At 71.4% G+C, this 22135-nt stretch carries 16 protein-coding genes and 1 pseudogene; 10 read left to right on the forward strand and 7 right to left on the reverse strand.

The genetic code is table 11. From position 1 onward, the window contains the following. Positions 1-12: 12 nt before the first annotated feature. The 3 genes and pseudogenes from ACIRQP_RS02155 to ACIRQP_RS02165 form a co-directional block, all read left to right on the forward strand. Positions 13-216 (forward strand): annotated as a pseudogene (locus ACIRQP_RS02155) (hypothetical protein); the annotation flags it as partial. 330 nt (positions 217-546) lie between these two features. Next, positions 547-1566 carry a glutamine synthetase gene (gene glnII, locus ACIRQP_RS02160; RefSeq protein ID WP_403881953.1) on the forward strand — a complete coding sequence of 340 codons (1020 nt, stop codon included), beginning with the start codon at positions 547-549 and terminating at the stop codon, positions 1564-1566. 496 nt (positions 1567-2062) lie between these two features. Next, on the forward strand, positions 2063-2782 hold the full coding sequence (locus ACIRQP_RS02165; RefSeq protein ID WP_403881956.1) for a winged helix-turn-helix domain-containing protein: 720 nt from the start codon (positions 2063-2065) through the stop codon (positions 2780-2782). Positions 2783-2833: 51 nt separating this feature from the next. Here the strand turns inward: ACIRQP_RS02165 and ACIRQP_RS02170 are convergent, their stop codons facing one another. Together ACIRQP_RS02170 and ACIRQP_RS02175 are read right to left on the reverse strand one after the other, a co-directional pair. After that, positions 2834-4348, reverse strand: a complete 1515-nt coding sequence (locus ACIRQP_RS02170) for a PepSY-associated TM helix domain-containing protein (RefSeq protein WP_403881959.1) — start codon at positions 4346-4348, stop codon at positions 2834-2836. A gap of 63 nt (positions 4349-4411) precedes the next feature. After that, positions 4412-5230 carry a hypothetical protein gene (locus ACIRQP_RS02175; protein WP_403882144.1) on the reverse strand — a complete coding sequence of 273 codons (819 nt, stop codon included), beginning with the start codon at positions 5228-5230 and terminating at the stop codon, positions 4412-4414. A 113-nt stretch (positions 5231-5343) separates the two neighbouring features. Between ACIRQP_RS02175 and ACIRQP_RS02180 the strand changes: the two genes are divergently transcribed. Then, complete coding sequence (locus ACIRQP_RS02180) at positions 5344-6342, forward strand: NAD-dependent epimerase/dehydratase family protein (RefSeq protein WP_403881962.1); 999 nt, start codon at positions 5344-5346, stop codon at positions 6340-6342. Positions 6343-6471: 129 nt separating this feature from the next. Here ACIRQP_RS02180 and ACIRQP_RS02185 read toward each other — a convergent pair whose 3' ends face one another. Further along, positions 6472-7014, reverse strand: a complete 543-nt coding sequence (locus ACIRQP_RS02185) for a DUF4259 domain-containing protein (protein WP_403881965.1) — start codon at positions 7012-7014, stop codon at positions 6472-6474. A 241-nt stretch (positions 7015-7255) separates the two neighbouring features. On the opposite strand from ACIRQP_RS02185, the gene ACIRQP_RS02190 reads away from it, so the two are divergent. The 3 genes from ACIRQP_RS02190 (at position 7256) to ACIRQP_RS02200 (ending at position 10762) form a co-directional block, all read left to right on the forward strand. Beyond that, the gene (locus ACIRQP_RS02190) at positions 7256-8521 is read left to right on the forward strand and encodes a sensor histidine kinase (protein WP_403881968.1); all 1266 of its coding nucleotides are present in this window, start codon (positions 7256-7258) and stop codon (positions 8519-8521) included. Continuing rightward, a complete protein-coding gene (locus tag ACIRQP_RS02195; RefSeq protein ID WP_365742719.1) occupies positions 8506-9156 on the forward strand; it encodes a response regulator transcription factor in 651 nt (216 codons plus the stop codon). The genes ACIRQP_RS02190 and ACIRQP_RS02195 overlap by 16 nt, the downstream gene beginning before the upstream one ends. A gap of 151 nt (positions 9157-9307) precedes the next feature. Next, a complete protein-coding gene (locus ACIRQP_RS02200; RefSeq protein ID WP_403881971.1) occupies positions 9308-10762 on the forward strand; it encodes a DUF1996 domain-containing protein in 1455 nt (484 codons plus the stop codon). Positions 10763-10842: 80 nt separating this feature from the next. Here ACIRQP_RS02200 and ACIRQP_RS02205 read toward each other — a convergent pair whose 3' ends face one another. Further along, positions 10843-11286, reverse strand: a complete 444-nt coding sequence (locus tag ACIRQP_RS02205) for a hypothetical protein (protein ID WP_403881974.1) — start codon at positions 11284-11286, stop codon at positions 10843-10845. A gap of 381 nt (positions 11287-11667) precedes the next feature. On the opposite strand from ACIRQP_RS02205, the gene ACIRQP_RS02210 reads away from it, so the two are divergent. After that, positions 11668-13704 (forward strand): hypothetical protein, encoded by a 2037-nt coding sequence (locus ACIRQP_RS02210; protein ID WP_403882147.1) that lies wholly within the window; start codon positions 11668-11670, stop codon positions 13702-13704. Positions 13705-13753: 49 nt separating this feature from the next. Here the strand turns inward: ACIRQP_RS02210 and ACIRQP_RS02215 are convergent, their stop codons facing one another. After that, positions 13754-14068, reverse strand: a complete 315-nt coding sequence (locus ACIRQP_RS02215) for a hypothetical protein (protein ID WP_403881977.1) — start codon at positions 14066-14068, stop codon at positions 13754-13756. Between the two features lie 51 nt (positions 14069-14119). On the opposite strand from ACIRQP_RS02215, the gene ACIRQP_RS02220 reads away from it, so the two are divergent. Next, entirely contained in the window at positions 14120-14836 is a 717-nt protein-coding gene (locus tag ACIRQP_RS02220; RefSeq protein WP_403881980.1) for a TetR/AcrR family transcriptional regulator, read from the forward strand. Positions 14837-14978: 142 nt separating this feature from the next. Then, positions 14979-15695 carry a hypothetical protein gene (locus tag ACIRQP_RS02225; protein ID WP_403881983.1) on the forward strand — a complete coding sequence of 239 codons (717 nt, stop codon included), beginning with the start codon at positions 14979-14981 and terminating at the stop codon, positions 15693-15695. 51 nt (positions 15696-15746) lie between these two features. Here the strand turns inward: ACIRQP_RS02225 and ACIRQP_RS02230 are convergent, their stop codons facing one another. Together ACIRQP_RS02230 and pulA are read right to left on the reverse strand one after the other, a co-directional pair. Next, the gene (locus tag ACIRQP_RS02230; RefSeq protein ID WP_403881986.1) at positions 15747-16421 is read right to left on the reverse strand and encodes a DUF4230 domain-containing protein; all 675 of its coding nucleotides are present in this window, start codon (positions 16419-16421) and stop codon (positions 15747-15749) included. A gap of 208 nt (positions 16422-16629) precedes the next feature. Beyond that, complete coding sequence (gene pulA, locus ACIRQP_RS02235; protein WP_403881989.1) at positions 16630-22017, reverse strand: pullulanase-type alpha-1,6-glucosidase; 5388 nt, start codon at positions 22015-22017, stop codon at positions 16630-16632. Positions 22018-22135 lie beyond the last annotated feature (118 nt).

Below are 22135 nucleotides of genomic sequence, written 5' to 3' on the forward strand. Positions count from 1 at the left end.
CAGTGGCCGCGCCCACTTCGAGCAGGGCACGCTCTACGAGCCGCCGTTCACGTCTCGGACGGTTGGGACAACGCCCCTGCGGGGCCGGCGGGCGAGGTGCTCCGGATCTGGCGCACCCGGCTCGACCAGGAGGGGAGGACGAGTGTGGTTCATCTGAACCCCGTATACGACGCGGACGGATTTGGCGTACGGCGGTTCGTGGACGGCGATCCGTCCTGCCGCTCCCCGGCGAACGCCCGCCGCCGCCTTCGTCGTGCCGCACCCCGAACGTTCCGGCTGTCGGACGCGCAGTTCAGAAGGGGCCATCTGCTGAGCCGGCCGGCGGCCCACGACTGGCGTGTGGACTGTACTGCCGAGGCGCTGGGCACCACCCCCACCGAACAGGTGCGCCGAATTCACGCCGCCGGATTCGGCGCGCTGCTGAAACAAGGGAAATGAAACAAAGGAAACCTGAGTAACGCGTGGTTCATGGAAGGGCAACAGCCGGGAAATCACGGATTGCGAAGCTTCGGGGCATACCTGCTGCACCCGCAAAGGATGAGGCCCGTGACCTTCAAGGCTGAGTACATCTGGATCGACGGCACCGAGCCGACCGCCAAGCTGCGCTCGAAGACGAAGATCCTCAACGACGGCGCGGAGCTGCCCGTGTGGGGCTTCGACGGGTCGAGCACCAACCAGGCCGAGGGCCACGCCTCCGACCGGGTGCTCAAGCCGGTCTTCACCTGCCCCGATCCGATCCGGGGTGGCGACGACGTCCTCGTCATGTGCGAGGTCCTGAACATCGACATGACGCCGCACGAGTCCAACACGCGTGCGGCGCTGACCGATGTCGCGGAGCGGTTCGCCGCCCAGGAGCCGATCTTCGGTATCGAGCAGGAGTACACCTTCTTCAAGGGCGCCCGTCCACTGGGCTTCCCCGAGGGCGGCTTCCCGGCCGCTCAGGGCGGCTACTACTGCGGTGTCGGCTCGGACGAGATCTTCGGCCGTGACATCGTCGAGGCGCACCTCGACAACTGCCTGAAGGCGGGTCTGGGCATCTCCGGCATCAACGCCGAGGTCATGCCGGGACAGTGGGAGTTCCAGGTCGGTCCGCTGGCGCCGCTGGAGGTGGCGGACCAGCTGTGGATCGCCCGCTGGCTGCTCTACCGCACCGCCGAGGACTTCGAGGTCTCCGCGACGCTCGACCCGAAGCCGGTGAAGGGCGACTGGAACGGCGCGGGCGCGCACACCAACTTCTCGACCAAGGCGATGCGCGAGGGGTACGACGCGATCATCACCGCGTGCGAGTCGCTCGGCGAGGGCTCGAAGCCGCTCGACCACGTCAAGAACTACGGCGCGGGCATCGACGACCGGCTGACCGGTCTGCACGAGACCGCCCCGTGGAACGAGTACAGCTACGGCGTCTCCGACCGCGGCGCCTCGGTCCGTATCCCGTGGCAGGTCGAGCAGGAGGGCAAGGGGTACATCGAGGACCGCCGCCCGAACGCCAACGTCGACCCGTATGTGGTGACGCGGCTGATCGTCGACACCTGCTGCGGCGCGCTGGAGAAGGCCGGCCAGGTCTGACCCGTCGGCTCGTTCTCGGCTCACCGCACTCCGCGAGGGGGCGGCCGCCACCCGGCGGTCGCCCCCTCGTCGCGTCCGGCCACGCCGCGCTGTCCTCGCCGTCACGGGCCCGCACCTCCGTCGGTGAGCCTCGCCGTCACGGGCCCGCACCCCCGTCGGTGAGCCGGCCGTCACGGTGCGGACCGCCGCACCCCCTCACTGTGTCGGCCGTCACGGGACCGCGCCGTATCGACAGCCGAAAGGGACCTGCTGCGCCCGTCCGCCATCTGCTTCAATGGGGACATGGCCAGCTTCCAGCACCCCGCGACAGGTCGTTTCGACCTTGAGCCGTTCTGGCCGTCCCGGCAGCATCACGACTTCGACCGGGTGTGTTGCCGCGCGAGGAACGCGTCGGCCCTCTAAAGCCTTCTTTCCGGCCTTCGGCCGCCGCGCATGACGTACGTCCCGTCCGTCCTGTCGATTCGACGAATCCTCCGCGCGAAAGAGCTGACCTCCCATGGCGAATCCCCGCCCTTTCTCCTCCGCGTCCGCGTCGGCGACCGCCACCGCAGCCGCCACCGCAGCCGCACCGAACCAGAAGCAGGCCGCGCCGCGCCGGCACCGGCTCCGGGCCGTCGACCGCGACGAGACCGCCCCGGTCGCCCGGCCGGCCGTCCCGGCGCTCCCGGATCTCCCGGCGGGGGTCACGGCCGGGCAGGTCGTGGACTTCCTGCCGCCCGGCGCCACCTGGCTGCCCGCGCCCCAGCACGCCCTGCCCTCGCTGCCGGGACAGCCGCCGATGGTCGGCTATCTCGTCCTCGTACCGGCCGATCAGCACGCGGCGGTCGTGGCGGCGGCCTCGGCGCCGTACCTCGCCGCCACGGAGACCGCGGGCAGCGGCCCCGGCGCGGGCGCCGACGGCGCGGGGGCCGGGGCCGGATCCCGGGGCGCCGACAGCGGCCCCGTCTCGATCGACAGCGTCCAGCGGACCGCCGTCGTGGACGGAAAGCAGCTGGACCTCACCTATCTCGAATTCGAGCTGCTCGCGCATCTGGTGGCCCATCCCCACCGGGTGCACACCCGCGACCAGTTGGTGACCACGGTCTGGGGCTACGGGCATGTGGGCGACGGCCGCACCGTCGATGTCCATGTGGCGCGGCTACGCCGCAAGCTGGGGGCCGCCCACCGCCACAGCATCCAGACGGTACGGCGGGTCGGATACAAGTACACGCCCTGAGAGGGGTGAGGCGGGGGCCATGCCGACGTCGGCGGGGCCCCCGCGACCCCGTCAGGTACGAGCCGTAGGAGCCGTACGGGCGCGAACGCGGGCCCGCAGGGCGAGCAGGCCGTCCAGGACGAGGAAGACCAGCAGGCTGATGCCCAGCAGCGGCAGGAACCAGCCGATCAGCGCCACGGCCGCCGCGAGCGGCAGCAGCGCGGTCAGCGGCACCTTGCGCCAGGCACCGCGCGGTATCGCCCTGCCCGCGCTCAGCTTCCGCTCCTTGGTGGGCCGGCGCAGCCACCACATCCGGTAGCCCCAGCAGATGATGAGGATCAGCGAGAGGGCGAGCGCCGCGAGTGCCAGCTGGTTGACGACCCCGAGGAAGAGACCCATGTGGGCGTCGATGCCGAAACGGGTGAGCTGGGCGAGCAACGGGTAGTCGGCGAACCGCAGTTCGTCCGTGACCATGCCGTTGGCGGGATCGATGGCGACGGAGTCGAGCCGCACCGGGAACTGGTTGTCGGTCTGCGCGACCACGTAGCCGCTGCCCTCCGTCGGCAGGGTCACCGAGACCGGTCCGTCGAGACCGGCCTGACGGGCGGCGACGACCGCCAGATCGATACCGACGTCCCCGTGGGCCATGCCCTCCATCCCCGGCATGTTCTCCATACCGGGCATGTTCTCCATACCGGGCATCGACTCGTGCCCCTCGTGGCCACCGCCGCCCGCTCCGCCGGTGCCCCCTTCGAGCGCGGCGGAGACGACGGGAGTGCCACCGCCCAGCTGGTCCTTGACCGAGCCGATGTTCACGCCCGCGTACTTCGACCAGGTCAGGCCGGTGGCGGAGAGCAGCACCAGCCCGGTCACGGCCCACAGTCCGAGGGAGCCGTGCAGGGAGAGCGTTCTGCGCCGGCCGGTGGCCCCGCGCTCGGGGGTGAGCAGCGCGCGCTTCGAGGTGCGTTTGCGGGCGAGCCAGAGCAGCACGCCGCCGAGGGCCACCACCCACAGCCAGCTGGCGGCGAGTTCGCTGTAGACGCGTCCCGGCTCGCCGAGCAGCAGATAGCGGTGCAGCTCGGATGTCCAGGTGCGCAGCGGGAGGGCGCCCGAACTGCCGTAGCTGGTCAGCTCTCCCCGTACCTCCGCGGTGTACGGATCGACGAAGACGGCGAGGGACTTGCTCTCCTCGGCGTCGGGCGTGCTCATCAGGACGCGGGTGGTCGCGTCGTCCTCGGCGGGCAGGGTTACGGAGGTGACCGTGCCGTCCGGGCGGGCGGCGCGGGCGGCGTCGATCTGCTCGGAGAGCGGGAGGCTACGGTCGCCGACCGGGACCCGCAGCTCGTGGCGGTAGAGGACCTTCTCCGCCTGGAAGGAGAGCGCGTAGAGGAATCCGGTGGTGGCGGCGATCAGCAGCAGTGGAGCGACGAGCAGGCCCGCGTAGAAGTGGAGCCGCAGCACGAGGGGGCGCAGGGAACTCCGGACGGAGGGGGCGCCGGTGCTTGTCGCGGTCTCCGGTGCTTCGCCGGCGGGGGTGGTCGGCCGGTCGTCGGTCTCGGGCCCCTGTACGGGGTCGTCAATGGCCATGACTGTCCTAGGAGTTGGCGTGGGCGTGGGGAAGCGGACCCCGGGCCCGCCCTGCCCGCCTGCCTAAGTTCGGACAGTGGTGATGAGGGCCGTCGCCGGGGCCGTCGCGTGAAAGCTGGGGCGTGGTGCGAAAGTAGCGCCTTCCGCCCGCAGCGCGAGCCAGGCGGGACTTTCGCAACACGCCCCAGGACGCGCGGGCGGGCCCCGCCGCGACAGGGTGTGCGCGAGAACGACGCCCCGGAAGCGGTGCGCCGCGGGAGCGTCGGCGGCGGGTCGTACCGCCCCCGCCGGCCGTGGCCCGGCGGGCGGCCGGGCCGCGGTCAGCAGCAGCCGGAGCGGGGAGAAGGCCAGGATGCCGAGGGCGGTCGCGAGCCGGAAGAGCGCGGCCTCGCCCCGGGCCAGCCAGAGCGCGCAGACGGCCGCGGCGAGGAGATGGGCGGCCAGCATCCCCACCGGACCGTCCAGGCCGAAGGGGACAGCGGTGTCGATGGGGAGAACGCCGGTTCCGAAGTCCTCTCCCATGGTCGTGCCCGTGCCCGCGCCGACGCGCATGTCCATGCCTGTGCCGGTACCGGCGGCGCCGTCGACGCCATGAGGTGTGTGGTCCGGTGCCCCGGACCCGCCGAACGGCAGCGTTCCGGCGAAGATCAGATGCAGTCCGCCCTGGACGGTGAGCAGCCCGGCCCCGATCGAGTGGAACCCGCGCCGCCGGCCACCCGCGAGCCAGGCCACGCCCGCGGTCACCCCGAACGCCGTCCACAGCGCGCCGAGCGGCATCTCATGACCGGATGTGAACGAATGCCCCATCGCCGCCAGAGTCACGCATACCGCCGCGAAAGCGGCGGCCCGCAGGGCGCGTATCGGTGATCCGGCGTCTGTCATGGTGCGCACATGCTGCCATCCTCGCGGGTGCGTACGGCAGATCCCGGATCAACGATTCTTCTGGCAGCGAATTCGGCTGTCCCCGAAGCGGGCGCGCGGGCACAGTCGATGCCATGAGACTCCTGATCCTCGGTGGTACGGAATTCGTCGGCCGCGCGGTCACGGAGGCGGCGCTCGCCCGCGGTTGGCGGGTGACCGTCTTCCACCGCGGCCGTCACGAAGCGCCCGCCGGTGTGACCACCCTGCGCGGCGATCGCACCGCACCCGGCGGTCTCGGCGCCCTCTCGGACGGAGCCGGCACCTGGGACGCGGTCGTCGACACCTGGTCGGCCGCGCCGTCGGCGGTGCTCTCCACGGCCCGGCTGCTGGCGGACCGCGTCGGGCGGTATGCGTACGTCTCCAGCCGCTCGGTGTACGCGAGCCCCGCCCCGGCCGGGCTCCCCGAGGCCGGCCCCCTGGTGGAGGGCGCCTCCGCGGCGGCCGGGCAGACCGCGTACCCCCAGGACAAGCGGGGCGGCGAGCTGGCGGCCGAGGCGGTCTTCGGCGACCGCGCCCTGCTGGTCCGTGCCGGGCTGATCCTCGGGCCCGGGGAGAACATCGGCCGGCTGCCGTGGTGGCTGGGCCGGATCGCCCGGGGCGGCCCCGTACTGGCGCCGGGGCCGCGCGACAACCCCTTGCAGTACATCGACGCGCGTGACCTCGCCGAATGGACTCTGGACGCCGTACGGGACGGCCTGGGCGGCCCGTACAACCTGGTGAGCCCCGCCGGGCACACCAGCATGGGTGAACTGCTCGACGCGTGCGTGCGCGTCACCGGATCCGACGCCGAACTGCGCTGGACGGACCCCGGGACGATCCTCGCGGCGGGGATCGAGCCCTGGACCGACCTGCCGGTCTGGATCCCGCCGGGCGAGATGCACGACACCATGCACGGCAGCGATGTCTCCAAGGCCCTTGCCACGGGCCTGCGTTGCCGCCCGGTGGCCGAGACGGTGGCGGACACCTGGTCCTGGCTCGGCTCTATCGGCGGCCGGGCCCCCCAGCGCCCGGACCGTCCGCCGGTGGGGCTGGCACCGGAGCTGGAGGCCAAGGTTCTGTCCCCACAGGGCTGAGTCCTTTACGGCCGGACGACTTGTACGGCCCGGACGACCCGGACGACTTGTACGGCCCGGACGGCCTGTACGGCGGAGGCCGTGAGACCGGCCCGGGTCCCCCCGGACCACCGGACCGGTCTCACGGTGTCAGCGAGCCCCCGGCCCCGGTCCGTCCCCCGCCCGCTCCGCCGTCGCCGCCGTCAGCGCGCCCCGCAGCCCGGCGATTCCGTGGTGCCACGCGCCGTCCTCGCCGTCCGCCTTGACCCAGCGATCGCGCACTTCGGACCCGGCCGCGCCCACCCGGTCCAGGGCCAGGAGCGCGAGCTCCCTCAGCTCCTCGGGAAGCCGGGGCAGCGGCTCCTCCGGGCCGTACACCGACTCCACGGGCGGCCCGCCGGGGCACTGCGCGGCGACCAGCGCGGCCGCGGCGACGGCGGCCGCCCCCACATCGCCGTCCAGCGGACCGCCCGCGCCACCCCCACCGTCCAGCGGACCCCCCGCTCCGTACCCACCATCCCCATCGTTCCCGCTGTCCCCACCATTCCCGCTGTCCCCACCACCCGGACCGAGCACGCGCAGCAGCGCCGCCCGCACGATCTCCGTCCGTTCCTCGACGGTCACTTCGTCCAAGTCGGCCGAGAAGTCCACCGCGGCGTCATTGTCGAAGTGGCCGGTGTCCCACGTGCCCATGGTCTGCCCCCTGGTCGTTCCACATCGGTCGTTCCATGTCCCGCTCATCCCGTAGTACCGATCGTGCCAGGCACCACTGACAATCCCGGTGCGCCCACCAGGGTGTATCCAGCACCACCCAGGACCGGGGGCCGCCCGGCTGCCGCCGCCGGACCGCGCAGGTCAGACTGGTGCCAGGTCCGGGGGTCGGGCCGCCGGAGGGCCGTCGGGCCGTCCGGGCCGCGAAGGGGAGAAGAACGCCATGGACAGCACTGCGAAGAGGCCGGGCCCGCTGGTATCGGCCGGGCGAGGACTGATGCTGGCCGTCGTCTCGCTCGCCGGATCGATCATACTCTTCGTACTGACGGTGCTCTCCCTCGTCTTCATCGTGCTGGGGTTCGGGATCTTCACCACGCCCTGGGTACTGACGATGGTCAGGGCGCATGCCAATCAGCGCCGGCTGTTGGCCACGCGGTGGTCGGACGTACGGATCCCGGTCCCGTACCGGTCCTTCCCGCCGGACGCGCGCACCGGCTTCACCGGCCGGGTGGAGCGCTGCTCCCTGATGCTGAAGGATCCGGCCACCTGGCGCGATCTCCAGTGGCTGCTGGTCGACATGACGGCGGGCTTCATCACCGCCGTGCTGACAGTCGGTCTGCTCGGCTACGCGGTGGAGGGGTTCGTACTCGCCGCGGGCCTGTGGCGGGTGTTCGAGGACGACCGGTACTGGTACGGGTTCGTCCCGGTCAGCAGCCAGGCGACCGGTCTCGCCGCGGCGGGCCTCGGCGCGGTCCTGTTCGGACTCGGGCTGCGCTACCACGCCGATCTGCTGCGTGGCCACTTCCTGCTGAGCAAGGCGCTGCTCGCACCCGGCAGTGACCAGGAGATGGCGCTGCGGATCGAGCGGCTCACCGAGTCCCGGCACGACGCCGTGGACACCTCGGCCGCCGAACTGCGCCGTATCGAGCGCGATCTGCACGACGGGGCGCAGGCCAGGCTCGTCGCCGTGGGCATGGATCTGGGCACCGTCGAGGCGCTCATCGAGAAGGACCCGGCCAAGGCCAAGGCGCTGATCGGCAAGGCCCGGCAGTCCTCCGCCGAGGCGCTCACCGAACTGCGCGATCTCGTCCGGGGCATCCATCCGCCCGTACTGGCCGAGCGCGGTCTCGGGGACGCCGTGAAGGCGCTGGCGCTGCGGCTGCCGGTGGGGACCGAGGTACAGGTGGAGCTGGCGGGCCGCGCCGCCGCCCCGGTCGAGTCGGCGGCGTACTTCGCGGTGAGCGAGGCGCTGGCCAATGTGGTCAAGCACTCGGGCGCCGACCGGGTGTGGATCGACATCTCGCACTCCGGGGGGATGCTGCGGATCGCCGTCACGGACAACGGCGGCGGGGGCGCGGCGGTCGGAACCGGCTCGGGGCTGAGCGGGCTCGAACGCCGACTCGGTACATTCGACGGCGTCATGGCCGTCAGCAGTCCAGCGGGCGGTCCCACCATGGTCACCATGGAGATCCCTTGCGAGTTGTCCTAGCCGAAGATCTCTTCCTGCTGCGCGACGGTCTGGTGCGGATGCTGGAGGCGTACGACTTCGAGATCCTGGCAGCGGTGGAGAGCGGGCCCGAACTGACCCGGGCCCTGGCGGAGTTGGAGCCGGATGTCGCCGTGGTCGACGTCCGGCTTCCGCCGTCCCACACGGACGAGGGCCTCCAGTGCGCGCTCGCGGCGCGCCGTGCCAGGCCCGGTCTGCCGGTCCTCGTACTGTCCCAGCACGTTGAGCAGTTGTACGCGCGCGAGCTGCTGGCGGACGGTAACGGCGGCATCGGCTATCTGCTGAAGGACCGGGTCTTCGACGCGGACCAGTTCATCGACGCGGTGCGCCGGGTCGCGGCGGGCGGTACGGCGATGGATCCGCAGGTGATCTCGCAGTTGCTCTCCAGGCGGGCGCAGGACAAGCCGATCGGCGGGCTGACCCCGCGCGAGCGCGAGGTGATGGAGCTGGTGGCACAGGGCCGCTCGAACGCCGCCATCGCCGCCCAACTCGTCGTCACGGAGCGGGCGGTGGCCAAGCACACCTCGAACATCTTCGCCAAGCTGGATCTGCCGGTGTCGGACGACGACAACCGCCGGGTACTGGCGGTTCTCGCCTATCTGGACCACGGCAGGTGATTGGGGGGCATCCGCCCGGTTTGGCGCTGGAGATTTCTATGAATTCCCCCGGCGGCTGAACACCCCTCGGCCGAGATCCGTATGGAACGGAGCGCTTCGCTTCTCCCCTGCCGCGCTTTCCCGTAACCGGCGACGAAGCTTGAGGAGTTCCATGCCACGCACATCGAGAAAACGCTCCACACTGGCAAACCGGGCGATTGTCGCCTCGGCTGCCTTGCTCCTGGGCGGGGGTGGGCTGGTAGCGGTCAATGTCTACGCATCCGCGGGTGAGGGCGAGTCCAACCGGTCCGCTCCACGGACCCAGAACACCGGGCAGTGGATGTCGACCATCGACTGCCCGGATGTGGCGACCCAGGATCAGCTGACGAATGTTCCGGAGGCGGCGCGTCCGGAGGTCGACCGGAATCTTGCCCTCATCGACAGCCAGATCACCGAGGCGTACAAACGGTTCGCCGATGAGAAGGCCCAGATCGAACGTGATCCGCGATTCGCCGACAATGCGATTCTCAATCCACTGAAGGACAAGCGGGCGGCCACTCTTGAGCGGATCGCCCTCTCGATCGGCAGGGTGGCGGAGCGGCCGCAGGGGCTGGAGGGGCTCGCGCCCTGCACCCTGCGGGCCGGCACCTCCCCCGGCCAGGGCGGCCAGGGCGACGGGCAGGACGGCGGTCAGGACGGCGGTCAGGACGGCGGTGGTCAGAGCGGTGGCGGCCAGGCCGGCAACGGCCCCGAGGCCTCCGACTTCGTCGACATCACCACCGTCCAGCCCAATGTCAAAAAGGCCAGAACCGCGCGCGGCGGCTCGAAGGGCACCTTCAGCACCAATTGCGGGGTCAACGCGGCCGGAAAGTTCAATTCGGACAATGTCATCGTCGCGCCAGGTGTGAGCAATGGCGCTCACCATATGCACGACTATGTCGGCAACCAGGCCAATGACGCGTTCGCGACCGACGACTCTCTCGCCGCCGGTGAGACCAGCTGCCGTAATCAGGGCGACAAGTCCACCTATTACTGGCCGGTGCTGCGTCTCCAGAACGGCCAGGACGAAGCCGACGCCAATGCGGACGGCGGCGGCAGGGAGGGAAATGTCGGCGAGATCCAGACGCCGTCCCAGGTGACCCTGACATTCGCCGGCAGCCCGAAGTCCAAGGTCACCGCCATGCCGCGGTTCCTGCGGATCATCACCGGTGACGCCAAGGCATTCACCAATGGCGACGCCAATGCGAACGCCTCATGGAGCTGCACCGGATTCGAGGACCGCCAGCTCAAGGACAAATACCCGATCTGCCCCGAGGGCAGCCAGGTGGTCCGCAGCTTCACGTTCCAGAGTTGCTGGGACGGCCAGAACGTCGACAGCGCCAACCACCGTACCCATGTGGCGTTCGCCGACGGGAACGGCCGCTGCCAGAACGGTTTCAAGGCGATCCCGCAGCTCCAGCAGCGCGTGGTGTACGACGTACCGCCGGGGCCCGGCTTCGCCGTGGACTCCTTCCCGGAGCAACTGCACAAGCCCGTCACCGACCACGGCGATTTCATCAACGTCTTCGACGACAACCTGATGAAGAAGGTCGTGAACTGCATCAACGGCGGACGCAAGTGCAGGTGAGCCGGCGGCCCGCCGCCCGCTGACCCAGCCCTCACGTCCCGTGCCCGTCCCGTCCCGTCCCCCACATCCGCGCTGCGCGGTCAGCCCGTGTGGTGACCGGAGTGCCCCTCGTCTCCCCCACCGCCACCACTTCCCCCCGAGTGGTGCGACGAGCCGGCCTCCACGGTCCCGCCGAGCCGGCCGCGCAGCGCCGTCACCACCGTTTCGTCGCCGACCGCGACCCACTTCCTGCCGACGAGATACGAACCGCCGTAGTCCTTGGCCTCGTTGATCCACTCCCGCAGACCCCGGTCAGTGGCGAAGGTGACCAGCACGTACTTCCCGTCGTCCGTCGCGCAGTTGCCCTGCCGCAACTCGTCGGCGTCGGTCTGGATGTTCGGCTCGCACTCCGCCTTCGAGGCGATCTGTTCGAGGCTCCCCGTCGCCGTCGCCGTCTCCGTCTCCGGTGTCGTGGGAGCCTTGCCGTCGTTGCCGCCGTTGCCGCCGCAGCCCGCTGTCAGCGCCAGGGCCAGGGCCGCGAGCACCACTAGGGCGTGTTTCCGAAGTCCCGTCTGCACCGCGGCGGCCGGCACGCACACTCGCCGCGTTGTCGGAGTCGCCCGAGTACGTCCAGTACACGGGCGATCCTCCGCCTTGCGATCGCACGCACCGGCCGCCGCGGTGCCCGCCCTGCGGGCGGACGACGCTACTTCTGAAACACGCCCTGGAGATCGTCCTGTACGCATACGGCCATCGTCCCCCGGCAGCCGGTCGCCGCGCGGCGGAACGGCCGGATTCCGGGGTGACCATCGGACCAATCGCTCGTTCTGCTCAACGTGCCCCCATCCAGCGCCGACACCGCCTCGCCCGCCACCCCCACAGCCGTTCCCGCGGAGACGTCCGTATCCGAAACGGCTCCCCTCGCCATGCCCGGTGTCGAGCGGGCCGAGGCGGCTCTCGTCGAGCACTACACCCGTCTCGTACGTCTCGCGTATCTCGTGCTGCCGCCGTCGCTCGGCCGCAACCGGCGCGTGCTGAGCGCCCACGCGCTCGTGCAGCGCTCGCTGCCGCGCGGGCGTACGGCGGCGACGCCTGCCGACCGGTCCGCGATCCCGGCGCAGAGCCGCACCGAAGAGGCCGAAGGGGCCGAAGGCCGGACCCCGACCGGGGCGGGGCGGAACCCGGGGTACGCGTACGTACGCGGGCGCGTGCTGCGCCAAGCGCTCGACGCCGGGCGGCCGTTGCGCCGGCTCGCCCGGCCCCGGCGCGCCCAACTGCCTCCGCTGCTGCCGCACGTATGGGGGCTGCGGCTGTTCCCGCGCTCGGGCGGCGCCGATGAGCTCGCCCTGGACCAGCGGCTCTCCGGCCTGTCGGGACCGGCTCGCGCGGCCTTCGTGCTGCGCGGTCTGGAGCTGCTGACCGACGAGGAGGTACGCCGGCTGCTTCACGCGGCCGGGGCAGCGGACACGGAGACCGCGCTCTCCGAGGCGGCGGACGCCGCCGAGCAGCGGATCGGTACGGCGGACCCCGTCGAGCTGTTGCGTTCACCCGAGTTCGATCCGTGCTCGCTCCAGGCAAGGCCCACCGATCTGATGCGCCGCCGCCAGTACGGCGGGGCCGCGCTCGCCGCCGCCGCGGCCCTGTTGGTCTGCGGGACGCTCCTCGGCCTGCCGGGCGGCGGCTGGGGCCAGGACCACGACGCCGATTACCCGTACGGCCACAACACCGCGGTCGCCTCTGCCCTCGACCCTGCCAGGGTGCGGCGGATCGCGCCCGCCGCGTGGCAGACCTCCGACCGTACGGACTTCTCCGTCTGGCCCGCGCGCGGGCCGCTGGCCCAGGACCGCGCGCTGCTGGGCCGGGCGCTGAGGGCCTGGGCCGCGCCCGGCGCGTCCGTACAGATCTCGGCGACGCCCGCCACTCCGTCGGGCCCGCCGATGGGGTCGCCGCATCTGCTGTACGCGGGGAAGGTCGACGCGGCGCGGGTGGTGCTCTTCCACGACGGCCTGCGGGTCGTGCGGTACGCGGAGCCCGCGGCCGGCGGCGAGGCGGTGGCCGCCCTCGACTTCGCGCGGGTCGACAGCGCGGACGCCGCCGCGGCGGGGGCGCTGGTCGTGGGCCGCTCGGACGGCGATGTGCGCTATCTGACCGCGCCCTGGGTGCGGGGTACGTCGGTCCGCGATCTGCTCGACCCGGCGGGGCCCGCGCGGCCCCTGCGGCGCGACGCCGACGGGGTGACCGATCCGCTGGCGAGCCCGGCGATGGCCCGCGACTGCCGCTCCTGGGACACGCTCTCCGTACGCGACGGAAGCGCGGGCCCCGGCGGCGCGGGCCCCGGCGGCGACGGGGCCGCGGACGCGGGCGCCACGGACACGGGCGCCACCGACGCGGGCGCCACGGACCGGCTGCTCACCGACCTCGGCGAACTGACACCCGCCCGGCTGACCTCGGGGACGCCGTCGGCCCCCGGCGACGTGTCGGCCCCGGCCGACCGCGCCGCCTGGGCCAGGACCGCCTGTCTGCTGCCCGCGATGCGCTCCCACGGCGTACGGTCCGTGAACTCCTGGCCGTACGCGCGCCAGCCCCTGCCGGAGTCCAACGGCACCGCGACCTGGCTCTGCACCCGCGCGGAGACCTGGCGTGGCCCGGGGAGCCGGGTGCTCGCGCAGTTCCAGGCGCCGTCGGAGAACGCGGTGCCCGGGGCCGTCGCGGCGCGCGCGGAGGACTCACCGGCCTGCGGGGTACGGGAGTCACAGGTACTGGCGGGCGTGCTGTGGAAGTCGAGGGGCGGGAAGTGGTACGTACTGGCCGCCGGGAGCGGGCGGTTGGGTTCGATCGAGGTGTCGGGCGGCGTACGGGCCGGCGCGTCCGGGAACCTGCTGGCGGTACGGGCGGAAGAGGGCGCGCGGGCCGAGCTGTACGGCAGGGCTCCGGACGGGACGCGGGTGGACGCGCTGCGCTGACGGCCGCCCGGACGCGGACCCGTGGCACCGGCACCCGCCGCCGCCACACTCAGGGCAGCAGCAGCCAGTCCGCTCCCAGCGCCGCCACCAGACCCACGCCCAGCAGCCATGTGCCCAGTCGCGTACGGCCGTGGCGGCTCAGTTCGATCACCACACCGCACAGGATCATCGCGAGCCCGTACACCCCGACCACCAGGACCGAGGTCCGTTCCGCGAGCCGCACCGCGAGCAGCACGGCGAGACCGACCAGCAGCACCGACGCCAACGCGATCCGTACCGCGCGCGCCTGACGGGGCGTCAGGCCACCGTCATAGGGCTCCGGTACCGGCGTGTCCATGGCCTCGTCCTGGTCAGATGCGCTCATGGTCCGGAGCGTAACGGACATCGGCCGTGAGCCGCCCGTTAGGCTGTTCGTATGACGACCGGGGTGCGCCGCAGGATGGGCGTCGAAGAGCGGAAGCAGCAGCTGATCGGCGTGGCGCTGGAGCTGTTCAGCCGCCGCTCTCCCGAGGATGTCTCGATCGACGAGATCGCCGCCGCCGCCGGTATCTCCCGTCCGCTCGTCTACCACTACTTCCCCGGCAAGCAGAGCCTGTACGAGGCCGCCGTGCGCCGCGCCGCCGACGATCTGGCGACCCGGTTCCTGGAGCCGCGCGAAGGGCCTCTCGGGGCGCGGCTGCTCCGGGTCATGGGGCGCTTCTTCGACTTCGTCGACGAGCACGGCGCCGGTTTCTTCGCCCTGATGCGCGGCGGCCCCGCGGTGGGTTCCTCGACGGCCAACGCGGTGATCGACGAGGTGCGGCAGGCCGCGTACGAACAGATCCTGGCCCATCTCGGGGTCGGGGATCCGCCCGCGCGGCTGGAGCTGGTCGTACGGTCCTGGGTGTCGCTGGCCGAGACGACGGCGCTGGTCTGGCTGGACGGGCGGCGCGTCCCGCGCCGTGAGCTGGAGTTGCAGCTGGTGCACGACTTCGCCGCGCTGGCCGCCGTGAGCGCCGCGTACGACGAGGAGATGGCGACGATCCTGCTGGGGCTCGTCGCCGACGAGCCGGCCGACGGCGCGTTCGGCGATCTGCTCGGCCGGCTCACCATGCTGGGTACGGGTCTGCCCGCGCAGCGGGCTCAGGTGTGACCGCCTTCGTCGCACTGGCATCCGATCAATTCAGCCGAACGAGGGACCGTCGGGCGGTCCCCGTCTCCTCCGGACCTCGCGCCATTAGCTTGGTGCGTACATGCCCTGGATGGGCGGTGTCGGTTCGGAAGGAGAACGTGCCATGCGCGGTTTTTCCGTTGTCGCGGCAGCAGTCGCGGGGGCCATCGGCCTGACCCTGGGAGGCACCGCGGTGGCGGGGCCGCCGGGGCCACCGATCGCCGAGCGCTATCTGAACCTGCACCAGTGCGTCTATGTCGGCAGCGGCGGGCACTACACGAACGTGCTGCCGAACACGGCGAACACCGCCTTCAACACGGGCACGAAGGCCGCCAACACGCCGGACACGGCGCTCTCCTGCGGCCCGGGGAGCGGGGGCTGGAAGCCGGCGCCCGCCAACTCGGCGGTGAAGGCCTTCGACCTCACCGGCGGCCGGTATCTGAACCTGCACCAGTGCGTGTACTTCTCGGCCGGGCAGCACTACACAGCCCTGCTGCCGAACACCCCGAACGTCAACTTCAACACCGGCACCAACGTCTCCAACACCGCCGACACCAAGCTGAACTGCCGCCCTGGCGGCGGTGGTTGGAGACTTCTGCCGGCCAACTCCGCGGTCAAGTCGTTCGACCTGACCGGCAACCGCCATCTCAACCTGCACCAGTGTGTGTGGACTTCGGCCGGAATGTACTACATGGGTGTCCTGCCGAACACCCCGAACGTCAACTTCAACACCGGCACCAACGCGTCCAACACGGCCAACACCGCGTTGAACTGCCGTCCCGGTGGCGGCGGTTGGTCGCTCAACGACCTCGACTCGGCGTTCCGCACCTTGGGCAGTTGAGAGCCCGGACACTGACCGGGTGCCCGACGCGATGGCGCACTGTCCGCCGGGTCAACGGAATTCCACCTTCACCTCGGTGAAGCCGAGGGAACGCAGCAGCCCCTGAAGCATGCCGGTGGTGTTCTTCTCGGCGCGCGCGGTGAGTTCGCTGTCCTTGGCCGCGTCCCCGATATGGCGGGCGGCGAGCTTGTTCACGGCGTGCTCGTCGGCCGGGTTGTCGGAGAAGAGGTCCCCGAGCCGGTCGAGCAGCCCCCGTTCCTTGGACACGGCGTACGAACGCTCCGGGTCAAGGGCGGGTTTGCCGAGCCGCGCGTGCGGCAGCCGGATCGTAGCTGCCGTGCGCTCCTCGTCGACCTGGACGTTCTGCTCGCCGAGGCCGCTGAAGTCGACGTAGGAGGAGACGGTGCCCGCGCCCACATAGAGGGTGCGGGTGCCGCGGATCGCGTCCGGCAGGTACTTGGCGTCCTTCTCCAGGTCGACGACGACCTGGAAGTTGCCGGAGGCCGCCTCGTACCGGTCCAGGTCCTGGATGGATTCGAGCAGGGTCGGTCCCGTACGGTCGTTGGTCTCCTCGCCGAAGAGATCACCGGATCCAGGCAGCAGATCGAGCCGGCTGCCCGCGAAGAGCAGCGCGGCCACGACGACGAGTGCGAGCGGCAGCCTGCCCCACCGGGACAGCCGCGTACGGCTCCGGGGCTTCTCCTGATGCGCGTCGGTGGACGTCATACCTACCGGGTTGCCCGTACGGCCGGGTTCACACCGCCGTCCGGGCAACATCGCGCCCGCCGGCCGGACCGGTTCGGTCCTGCGCCCGACGAAGCTGGTCGTCTCTTCGGGAATGTGCCCCCACCACGGGGACAGGCTGGACCAGTGGGGCACCATCTCTGACACCCGTGGTGGGAAACGGTCGCGAACGACCGAGAGGAGGCGTCGCTCACACCCCCCGCGCCGCGAAGACCGCCACCGTTCGCGCGGGCACGGTGAACGTCCCCGAACTCCGCTCGTAACGGGACTCCTTGACCGTGCGGTCCGCTCCCCCGGCCTGGATCCGGTGCAGCGCGTACGGCCGCCCCGCGAGCTCCGTCAGCCGCTGCTCCCGCGCCGTCGGGGTCGCGTTGAAGACCACGACCAGATCACCGAGCCGCATGGTGATGACCCCCGGCGTCTCGTCGGGCCCGGACAGCGGGAAGGTCAGCGCGGACCGGACCGCGTCCGTGGAGGCGAGGCTGAAGGCAGGTTCCGTGGCGCGGATCCGCAGCAGATCCTGGTACGCGGCCGAGGCGCCGTTGATCTCGGCGCAACCGGGCGTGAGCGCCGGAGCCGTCAACAAGGGCTTGGCGTAGGACCACTTGTCCTCGTTGTCGGCGGCGGGCGGCAGCCCCCGGCCGAAGCCGTTGCCATCGCGGCAGTCCCAGTGGATCGCGTTGAACCAGTCCCCGCTGTCGTACGAATTGCGGTCCAGGGACTTGGAGCGCAGCAGGTCCGTGCCCGCCTGGGAGAGGGCCGGGCCCTGGGAGAGTGTGGCGGTCGCCATCGCGAGGACCTGGGCCCTCGCCCGGTCGGCGGCCGGCACCGACGGCGGCAGCTTGAAGGCGAGGGTGTCGTAGAGGGATTCGTTGTCGTGGGCGTCCGCGTAGGCCAGCGCGTCGCCGGGGACGGCCGCGTAGCCGGCCGGCGCGCCGTTGTAGTCGACCTCGGAGCCGCGGACCGTACGGCCCGAGGTGTCGGTGAACGTGTAGTCGGCGAGGCCCCCGGTCAGCCCCACCTTGATCAGGTCCTGGTAGTGCAGCAGCCGCGCCTTCTGCTCGGCGGGAGTGCCGTTGGCGGACGAGGAGTTGGGGTCGGTGTAGAGACCGGAGGCGAAGCCCTGCACGCCCGGGTCCTCGTCGAAGGGGCCGCCGCCGCGCACCGCGTCACGGGCCCGGTCGGAGAAGGTCGCGATTCCGGTCCCGGCCATGTTCTTCTGGGTGGCCTGGACAAAGCGGACGTCGTCGGCGATCTCGCCGAAGTTCCACCCCTCGCCGTAGAGGATGATCTTCTTGCCGTCGACACCGTCCTTCGCCACGGTCAGCCCATCCAGCGCCTTCCGCACGGCGAGGATATTGGCCTTCGGGTGGTGGCCCATCAGATCGAAGCGGAAGCCGTCGACCTTGTACTCCCGGGCCCAGGTGACGACCGAGTCCACGACGAGCTTGCCCATCATGGCGTTCTCGGGCGCCGTGTTGGCGCAGCAGGTGGAGGTGGCGACCGAGCCGTCCGCCAGCAGCCGCTGGTAGTAGCCGGGCACGATCTTGTCGAGGACGGACTTGTCGGCCTGGCCGCTCGCGACGGTGTGGTTGTAGACGACGTCCATGACCGTGCGCAGCCCGGTGCCGTTCAGCGACTGCACCATCCGCCGGAACTCGACCGTACGACGGGTCCCCTCCGGGTCCGAGGCGTACGAGCCCTCCGGCACGGTGTAGTGCAGCGGGTCGTAGCCCCAGTTGTAGGCGTCCTTCGCGGCGGTCCGCGCCACGCACGCCTGCTGTTCGGCCGAGTCGGGGGCGTACACCTTCAGGTCGCAGCCGGGCGTGGCCTGTTCGGACGCGCGCTCCGGGATGGTGCCGATGTCGAAGGCCGGCAGGAGATGGACGTACGACGTGCCGGAATCCGCCAGCCGCGCCAGCCGCTTCATCCCGTCGGAGCCGCGGTCCGTGAAGGCCAGATATCCGCCCGGGTGGTCCGAGGTGCCGTCCGCGACCGAGAAGTCGCGGATGTGCAGCTCCTGGATCTGCGCGTCGCGCAGCGGGACGGCCGCGGGCTTCTTGAGCGTGGACCAGCCCTGGGGCGCCAGCTTCGGATCGGCCAGATCCACCACGAGGCTACGGGCCGAGTCCGTGGTGAGCGCGGTCGAGTAGGGATCGGTCACCTTGTTGGTGACGACCTTCTGGACACTCGGCGCCCAGACCGTCACGGCGTACCGGTACGGTCTGCCCGCCCAGCTCCGCTCGCCCTTCACGGACCAGACGCCGGAGGCCGCGTCGCGCCTCATCGGGACCGTGCGGCCGTCGAGTTCGAGGGCGACGCGCCGCGCGGTCGGTGCCCAGAGGGAGAGGACGGGACGCCCGCCGGTGAAGACCGGGCCGAGCGACGCCTCGACCGCCCGGTCGCTGTAGAGGTCGTCGAGGACGCCCTGCGTCTGTACGCCGGTGGCGGCGAGCAGCGCGCCGTTGGCGGCCCGCTGGGTGGCGATCAGCTGTCCGGAGAGCGACTCGCGGATTCTGTCCCGGTCGCGTACGTCCACGGTGAAGGCCGGGTAATCCTTGAGGTGCGGGTACGCGGCCTTCTGCGCGTCGGTGAGGGCGGCGGGCGAGAGCCGCAGCCACTGCCCCTCGTCGGACAGCGCGCCGTCCTCGACGGTGATGCCACCGTCGTGGGCGTACACCAGCTGCCGGCTGGTCGCGGCGGTCGGCTTCACCTTCCAGACGACGGTGTCGGTGTCGATCCACTGGGCCTCGGCCTTCGTGAGGTCGAGGTTCGGGCCCGAACCGAACTGCGGCAGCAGGTACTTCGGCTGCCCGGCGAGCAGCCACACCTCGTTGCCGTAGGTCGCGAGGTCCAGGGACTGGTCGGTGGGGAGGTCCTTCTCGTCGCCCTTGTGGAGGATGTAGCTGAGCGAGGTGGCTCCGGCGGCGAGCGGGACCTCGAAGGTCACGCCGTACGCGTCCTCCCGCACCGGCTGGAGCGGCTTCGGCCAGTCGGTGGGCGAGGCCGCGCCCGTCCAGGTGTGCAGCCCCCAGCCGTCGTAGTCGCCGTCCGCGCGCCGGTAGTGGACGATCGCCTTCGTGGTGTCCTGCGGCGGGTAGGCGCCGTCGGGAGCCCGCTCGGACTGGCCGTCCCCGCCCTGGGTGATCCATACCTCGCCGGTGCGTGCGAGCTCGACGGTGTGCCGGGGGCCGTCGTCCGGGGCGCCTGTCTTCTCCACGGTGTACGGGAGGCTCGACGCGCCCTCGGGGACCTTGATCCAGGCGAAGGCGCCGTAGGCGTCCCGGCCGGTGAACGCGGCGGTCGTGGGGCCGGCCGTCAGCCGCCATCCCTCGTAGTCGCCGTCGGGCCGCTGGTAGTGGACGACCGCGTAGTCCCGCTCGACCGCGCCCGGCTTCTCCGGCGCGGGCGTCTGCCCGGCCGTCGAGACGGCGGTCGCGCTCGCGGTACGGCCCGCGCTGTCGACGACAACGGCCTTGTAGCGCAGGGGCGTTCCGGCTGCGGTGTCCACGTGGTCGGTGACCCGGTACGGGGCGTGGTCCGCGGTGCCGAGGGTCCGCCACGCGCCCCCGCCGGCCTGGGCGGCGAAGACGACCCGGTTGAGCTGTCCGCCGGTGACGTCCGCGGCCAGTTCGACGGTGCCGGTGGCGCCGGGAGCCGGGGCCTTGAGGGTGATCGCGGGCCTGGCGTCGGGGGCGGGCAGCGGCTTCGCCGCCCTCAGCACGAGCGAGGAGAGCGCGGGAACGGTCACCTTCACGGTGCCACCGCCTCCGGCGCGTACCGTACCGGCGGTGGTGCCCGAACCGCCGTACAGCGTACGGAAGTCGGTGCCCGCGGCCGAGCCGACCGGGATCTCGACGGTCTGGGCGTCGGCGCCGTTGTTCACGGCGACGACGTACTCGGTGCGCGCCTTCGCGTCCGCACGGGCATCGGTACGGGAGTAGGCGTAGACCGAGTCCTTCGCGTACCGATCGGTCTGGACGCCGTCCCGCAGCGCGGGGTGGGCCTTGGTGAGCTTCGAGAGCGCGGCGATCGACCGGTACAGCGGGTGCGCCGGGTCGTAGGCGTCCGAGGCGTGGGTACGGTCGGTGCCCAGCTGGTCGTCGTCCAGATAGTCGGCGGTCTTCGAGGCGAAGAGCGTCTGGCGGGCGTCCTTGTCGCCGCCGGCGCCCGTGAAGCCCTGCTCGTCGCCGTAGTAGATCACCGGGTTGCCCCGGGACAGGAACATCAGCTCATTGGCGAGCCGGGCGCGCCGGACCAGTTCCGCGTCGCCGGCCCCCGGGTTGTCCTGGGCGAGGAAGGTGCCGATCCTGCCCATGTCGTGGTTGCCGAGGAAGGTCACCTGCTCATAGGCGTTGGCCTTGTCGGTGGTGTAGCGGTAGTCGTCGGCGAAGACCTTCGCGAGCCGCTCGGCCGGCGCGCCCTGCGAGGCGTACGCGCGCGCCGCGTCCTGGAAGGGGAAGTCGAGTGTGGCGTCCAGCCGCCCACGGGTCACATACGGCGAGGTGACCGCCGTGTCCGACGAGTAGACCTCGCCGAACATGAAGAAGTCGTCCCGGCCGCGCTCGGCCGCGTACGCGTCGAGCGCCGTGGCCCACTGGGTCCAGAAGTCCAGGTCGACGTGTTTGACGGTGTCGACGCGGAAGCCGTCGATGTCGAAGTCGCGGACCCACTTCTCGTAGATCTTCTCCATCCCCGAGACGACCTCGGGACGCTCGGTCCACAGATCGTCCAGCCCGGAGAAGTCGCCGTACTCGGCGCTCTCGCCCGCGAAGGTCGAGTCGCCGCGGTTGTGGTACATCATCGGGTCGTTGAGCCAGGCGGGGACCTTCTTCTCGCCCGTACGCACGACAGGGGTGTACGGGAAGGAGTCCGTGTCGGCCTTCGCGGCGCCCTGCCCCGCGCCGGCCCCCCGGTCGTCGAAGGGGCGGCCGTCCTTGTCGAGATACGGATAGGCGCCCCTGGGCCGGTAGCCGTACTCCTTCTCCGCGTAGTCGACGGTGTCGGCGGTGTGGTTGGTGATGACGTCGAAGAAGACCTTCATGCCCTTGTCATGGGCCGCGCCGATCAGCTTCGTCAGCTCGGCGTTGCTGCCGAAGTGCGGGTCGACCTGCGTGAAGTCCGTGATCCAGTAGCCGTGGTAGCCGGCCGAGGCGTCCTTCCCCTCCCCCTGCACCGGCTTGTTCCTGAAGATCGGCGCGAGCCAGATCGCGGTGGTGCCGAGCCCCTTGATGTAGTCGAGCCTGTCGGTTAGGCCCTTGAGGTCGCCGCCCTGGTAGAAGCCCTTGTCGGTGGGGTCGTATCCGGTGGACGTCCGCGAACCGATCAGCCCGCCGCGGTCGTTGGTCCTGTCGCCGTTGGCGAACCGGTCGGGCAGGACGAAGTAGAACTGCTCGCGGGTCAGATCGTGGCGCGCGGGCTCGGCGGCGAGCCGGGCGTCCGACGGCGGGGCGGGCGGCGCGGACGCGGCGGGCCGCTCGGCCGCCGACGCGGCGGCGGGCAGGGCGGGCACCAGCGCCGCGCACAGGGCGGCGGCGAGGACGGCGGTGGCCGATCTTCGCAGGGGCGGGTGTTTCACGCGGGATCTCCTCGGATGTGCGGGATCAAGGGATCGGGGGGTACGGGGGTACGGAGGTACTGGGGTACGGGAAAGGGACCGTCCGGCGACGGGGGAGGCAGTCGCCGGACGGCCGTTT

Origin of the sequence: Streptomyces sp. NPDC102274 (assembly GCF_044766385.1) — a bacterium.
In the GTDB taxonomy this organism is placed as follows: Bacteria; Actinomycetota; Actinomycetes; order Streptomycetales; family Streptomycetaceae; genus Streptomyces.

What these genes read in the sequence shown, in the direction of transcription:
- ACIRQP_RS02165 (WP_403881956.1), top strand. Translation starts at nt 2,063, where the DNA reads ATGGCGAATCCCCGCCCTTTCTCCTCCGCGTCCGCGTCGGCGACCGCC.
- ACIRQP_RS02170 (WP_403881959.1), bottom strand. Translation starts at nt 4,348, where the DNA reads ATGGCCATTGACGACCCCGTACAGGGGCCCGAGACCGACGACCGGCCG.
- ACIRQP_RS02175 (WP_403882144.1), bottom strand. Translation starts at nt 5,230, where the DNA reads ATGACAGACGCCGGATCACCGATACGCGCCCTGCGGGCCGCCGCTTTC.
- ACIRQP_RS02180 (WP_403881962.1), top strand. Translation starts at nt 5,344, where the DNA reads ATGAGACTCCTGATCCTCGGTGGTACGGAATTCGTCGGCCGCGCGGTC.
- ACIRQP_RS02185 (WP_403881965.1), bottom strand. Translation starts at nt 7,014, where the DNA reads ATGGGCACGTGGGACACCGGCCACTTCGACAATGACGCCGCGGTGGAC.
- ACIRQP_RS02190 (WP_403881968.1), top strand. Translation starts at nt 7,256, where the DNA reads ATGGACAGCACTGCGAAGAGGCCGGGCCCGCTGGTATCGGCCGGGCGA.
- ACIRQP_RS02200 (WP_403881971.1), top strand. Translation starts at nt 9,308, where the DNA reads ATGCCACGCACATCGAGAAAACGCTCCACACTGGCAAACCGGGCGATT.
- ACIRQP_RS02210 (WP_403882147.1), top strand. Translation starts at nt 11,668, where the DNA reads ATGCCCGGTGTCGAGCGGGCCGAGGCGGCTCTCGTCGAGCACTACACC.
- ACIRQP_RS02215 (WP_403881977.1), bottom strand. Translation starts at nt 14,068, where the DNA reads ATGAGCGCATCTGACCAGGACGAGGCCATGGACACGCCGGTACCGGAG.
- ACIRQP_RS02220 (WP_403881980.1), top strand. Translation starts at nt 14,120, where the DNA reads ATGACGACCGGGGTGCGCCGCAGGATGGGCGTCGAAGAGCGGAAGCAG.
- ACIRQP_RS02225 (WP_403881983.1), top strand. Translation starts at nt 14,979, where the DNA reads ATGCGCGGTTTTTCCGTTGTCGCGGCAGCAGTCGCGGGGGCCATCGGC.
- ACIRQP_RS02230 (WP_403881986.1), bottom strand. Translation starts at nt 16,421, where the DNA reads ATGACGTCCACCGACGCGCATCAGGAGAAGCCCCGGAGCCGTACGCGG.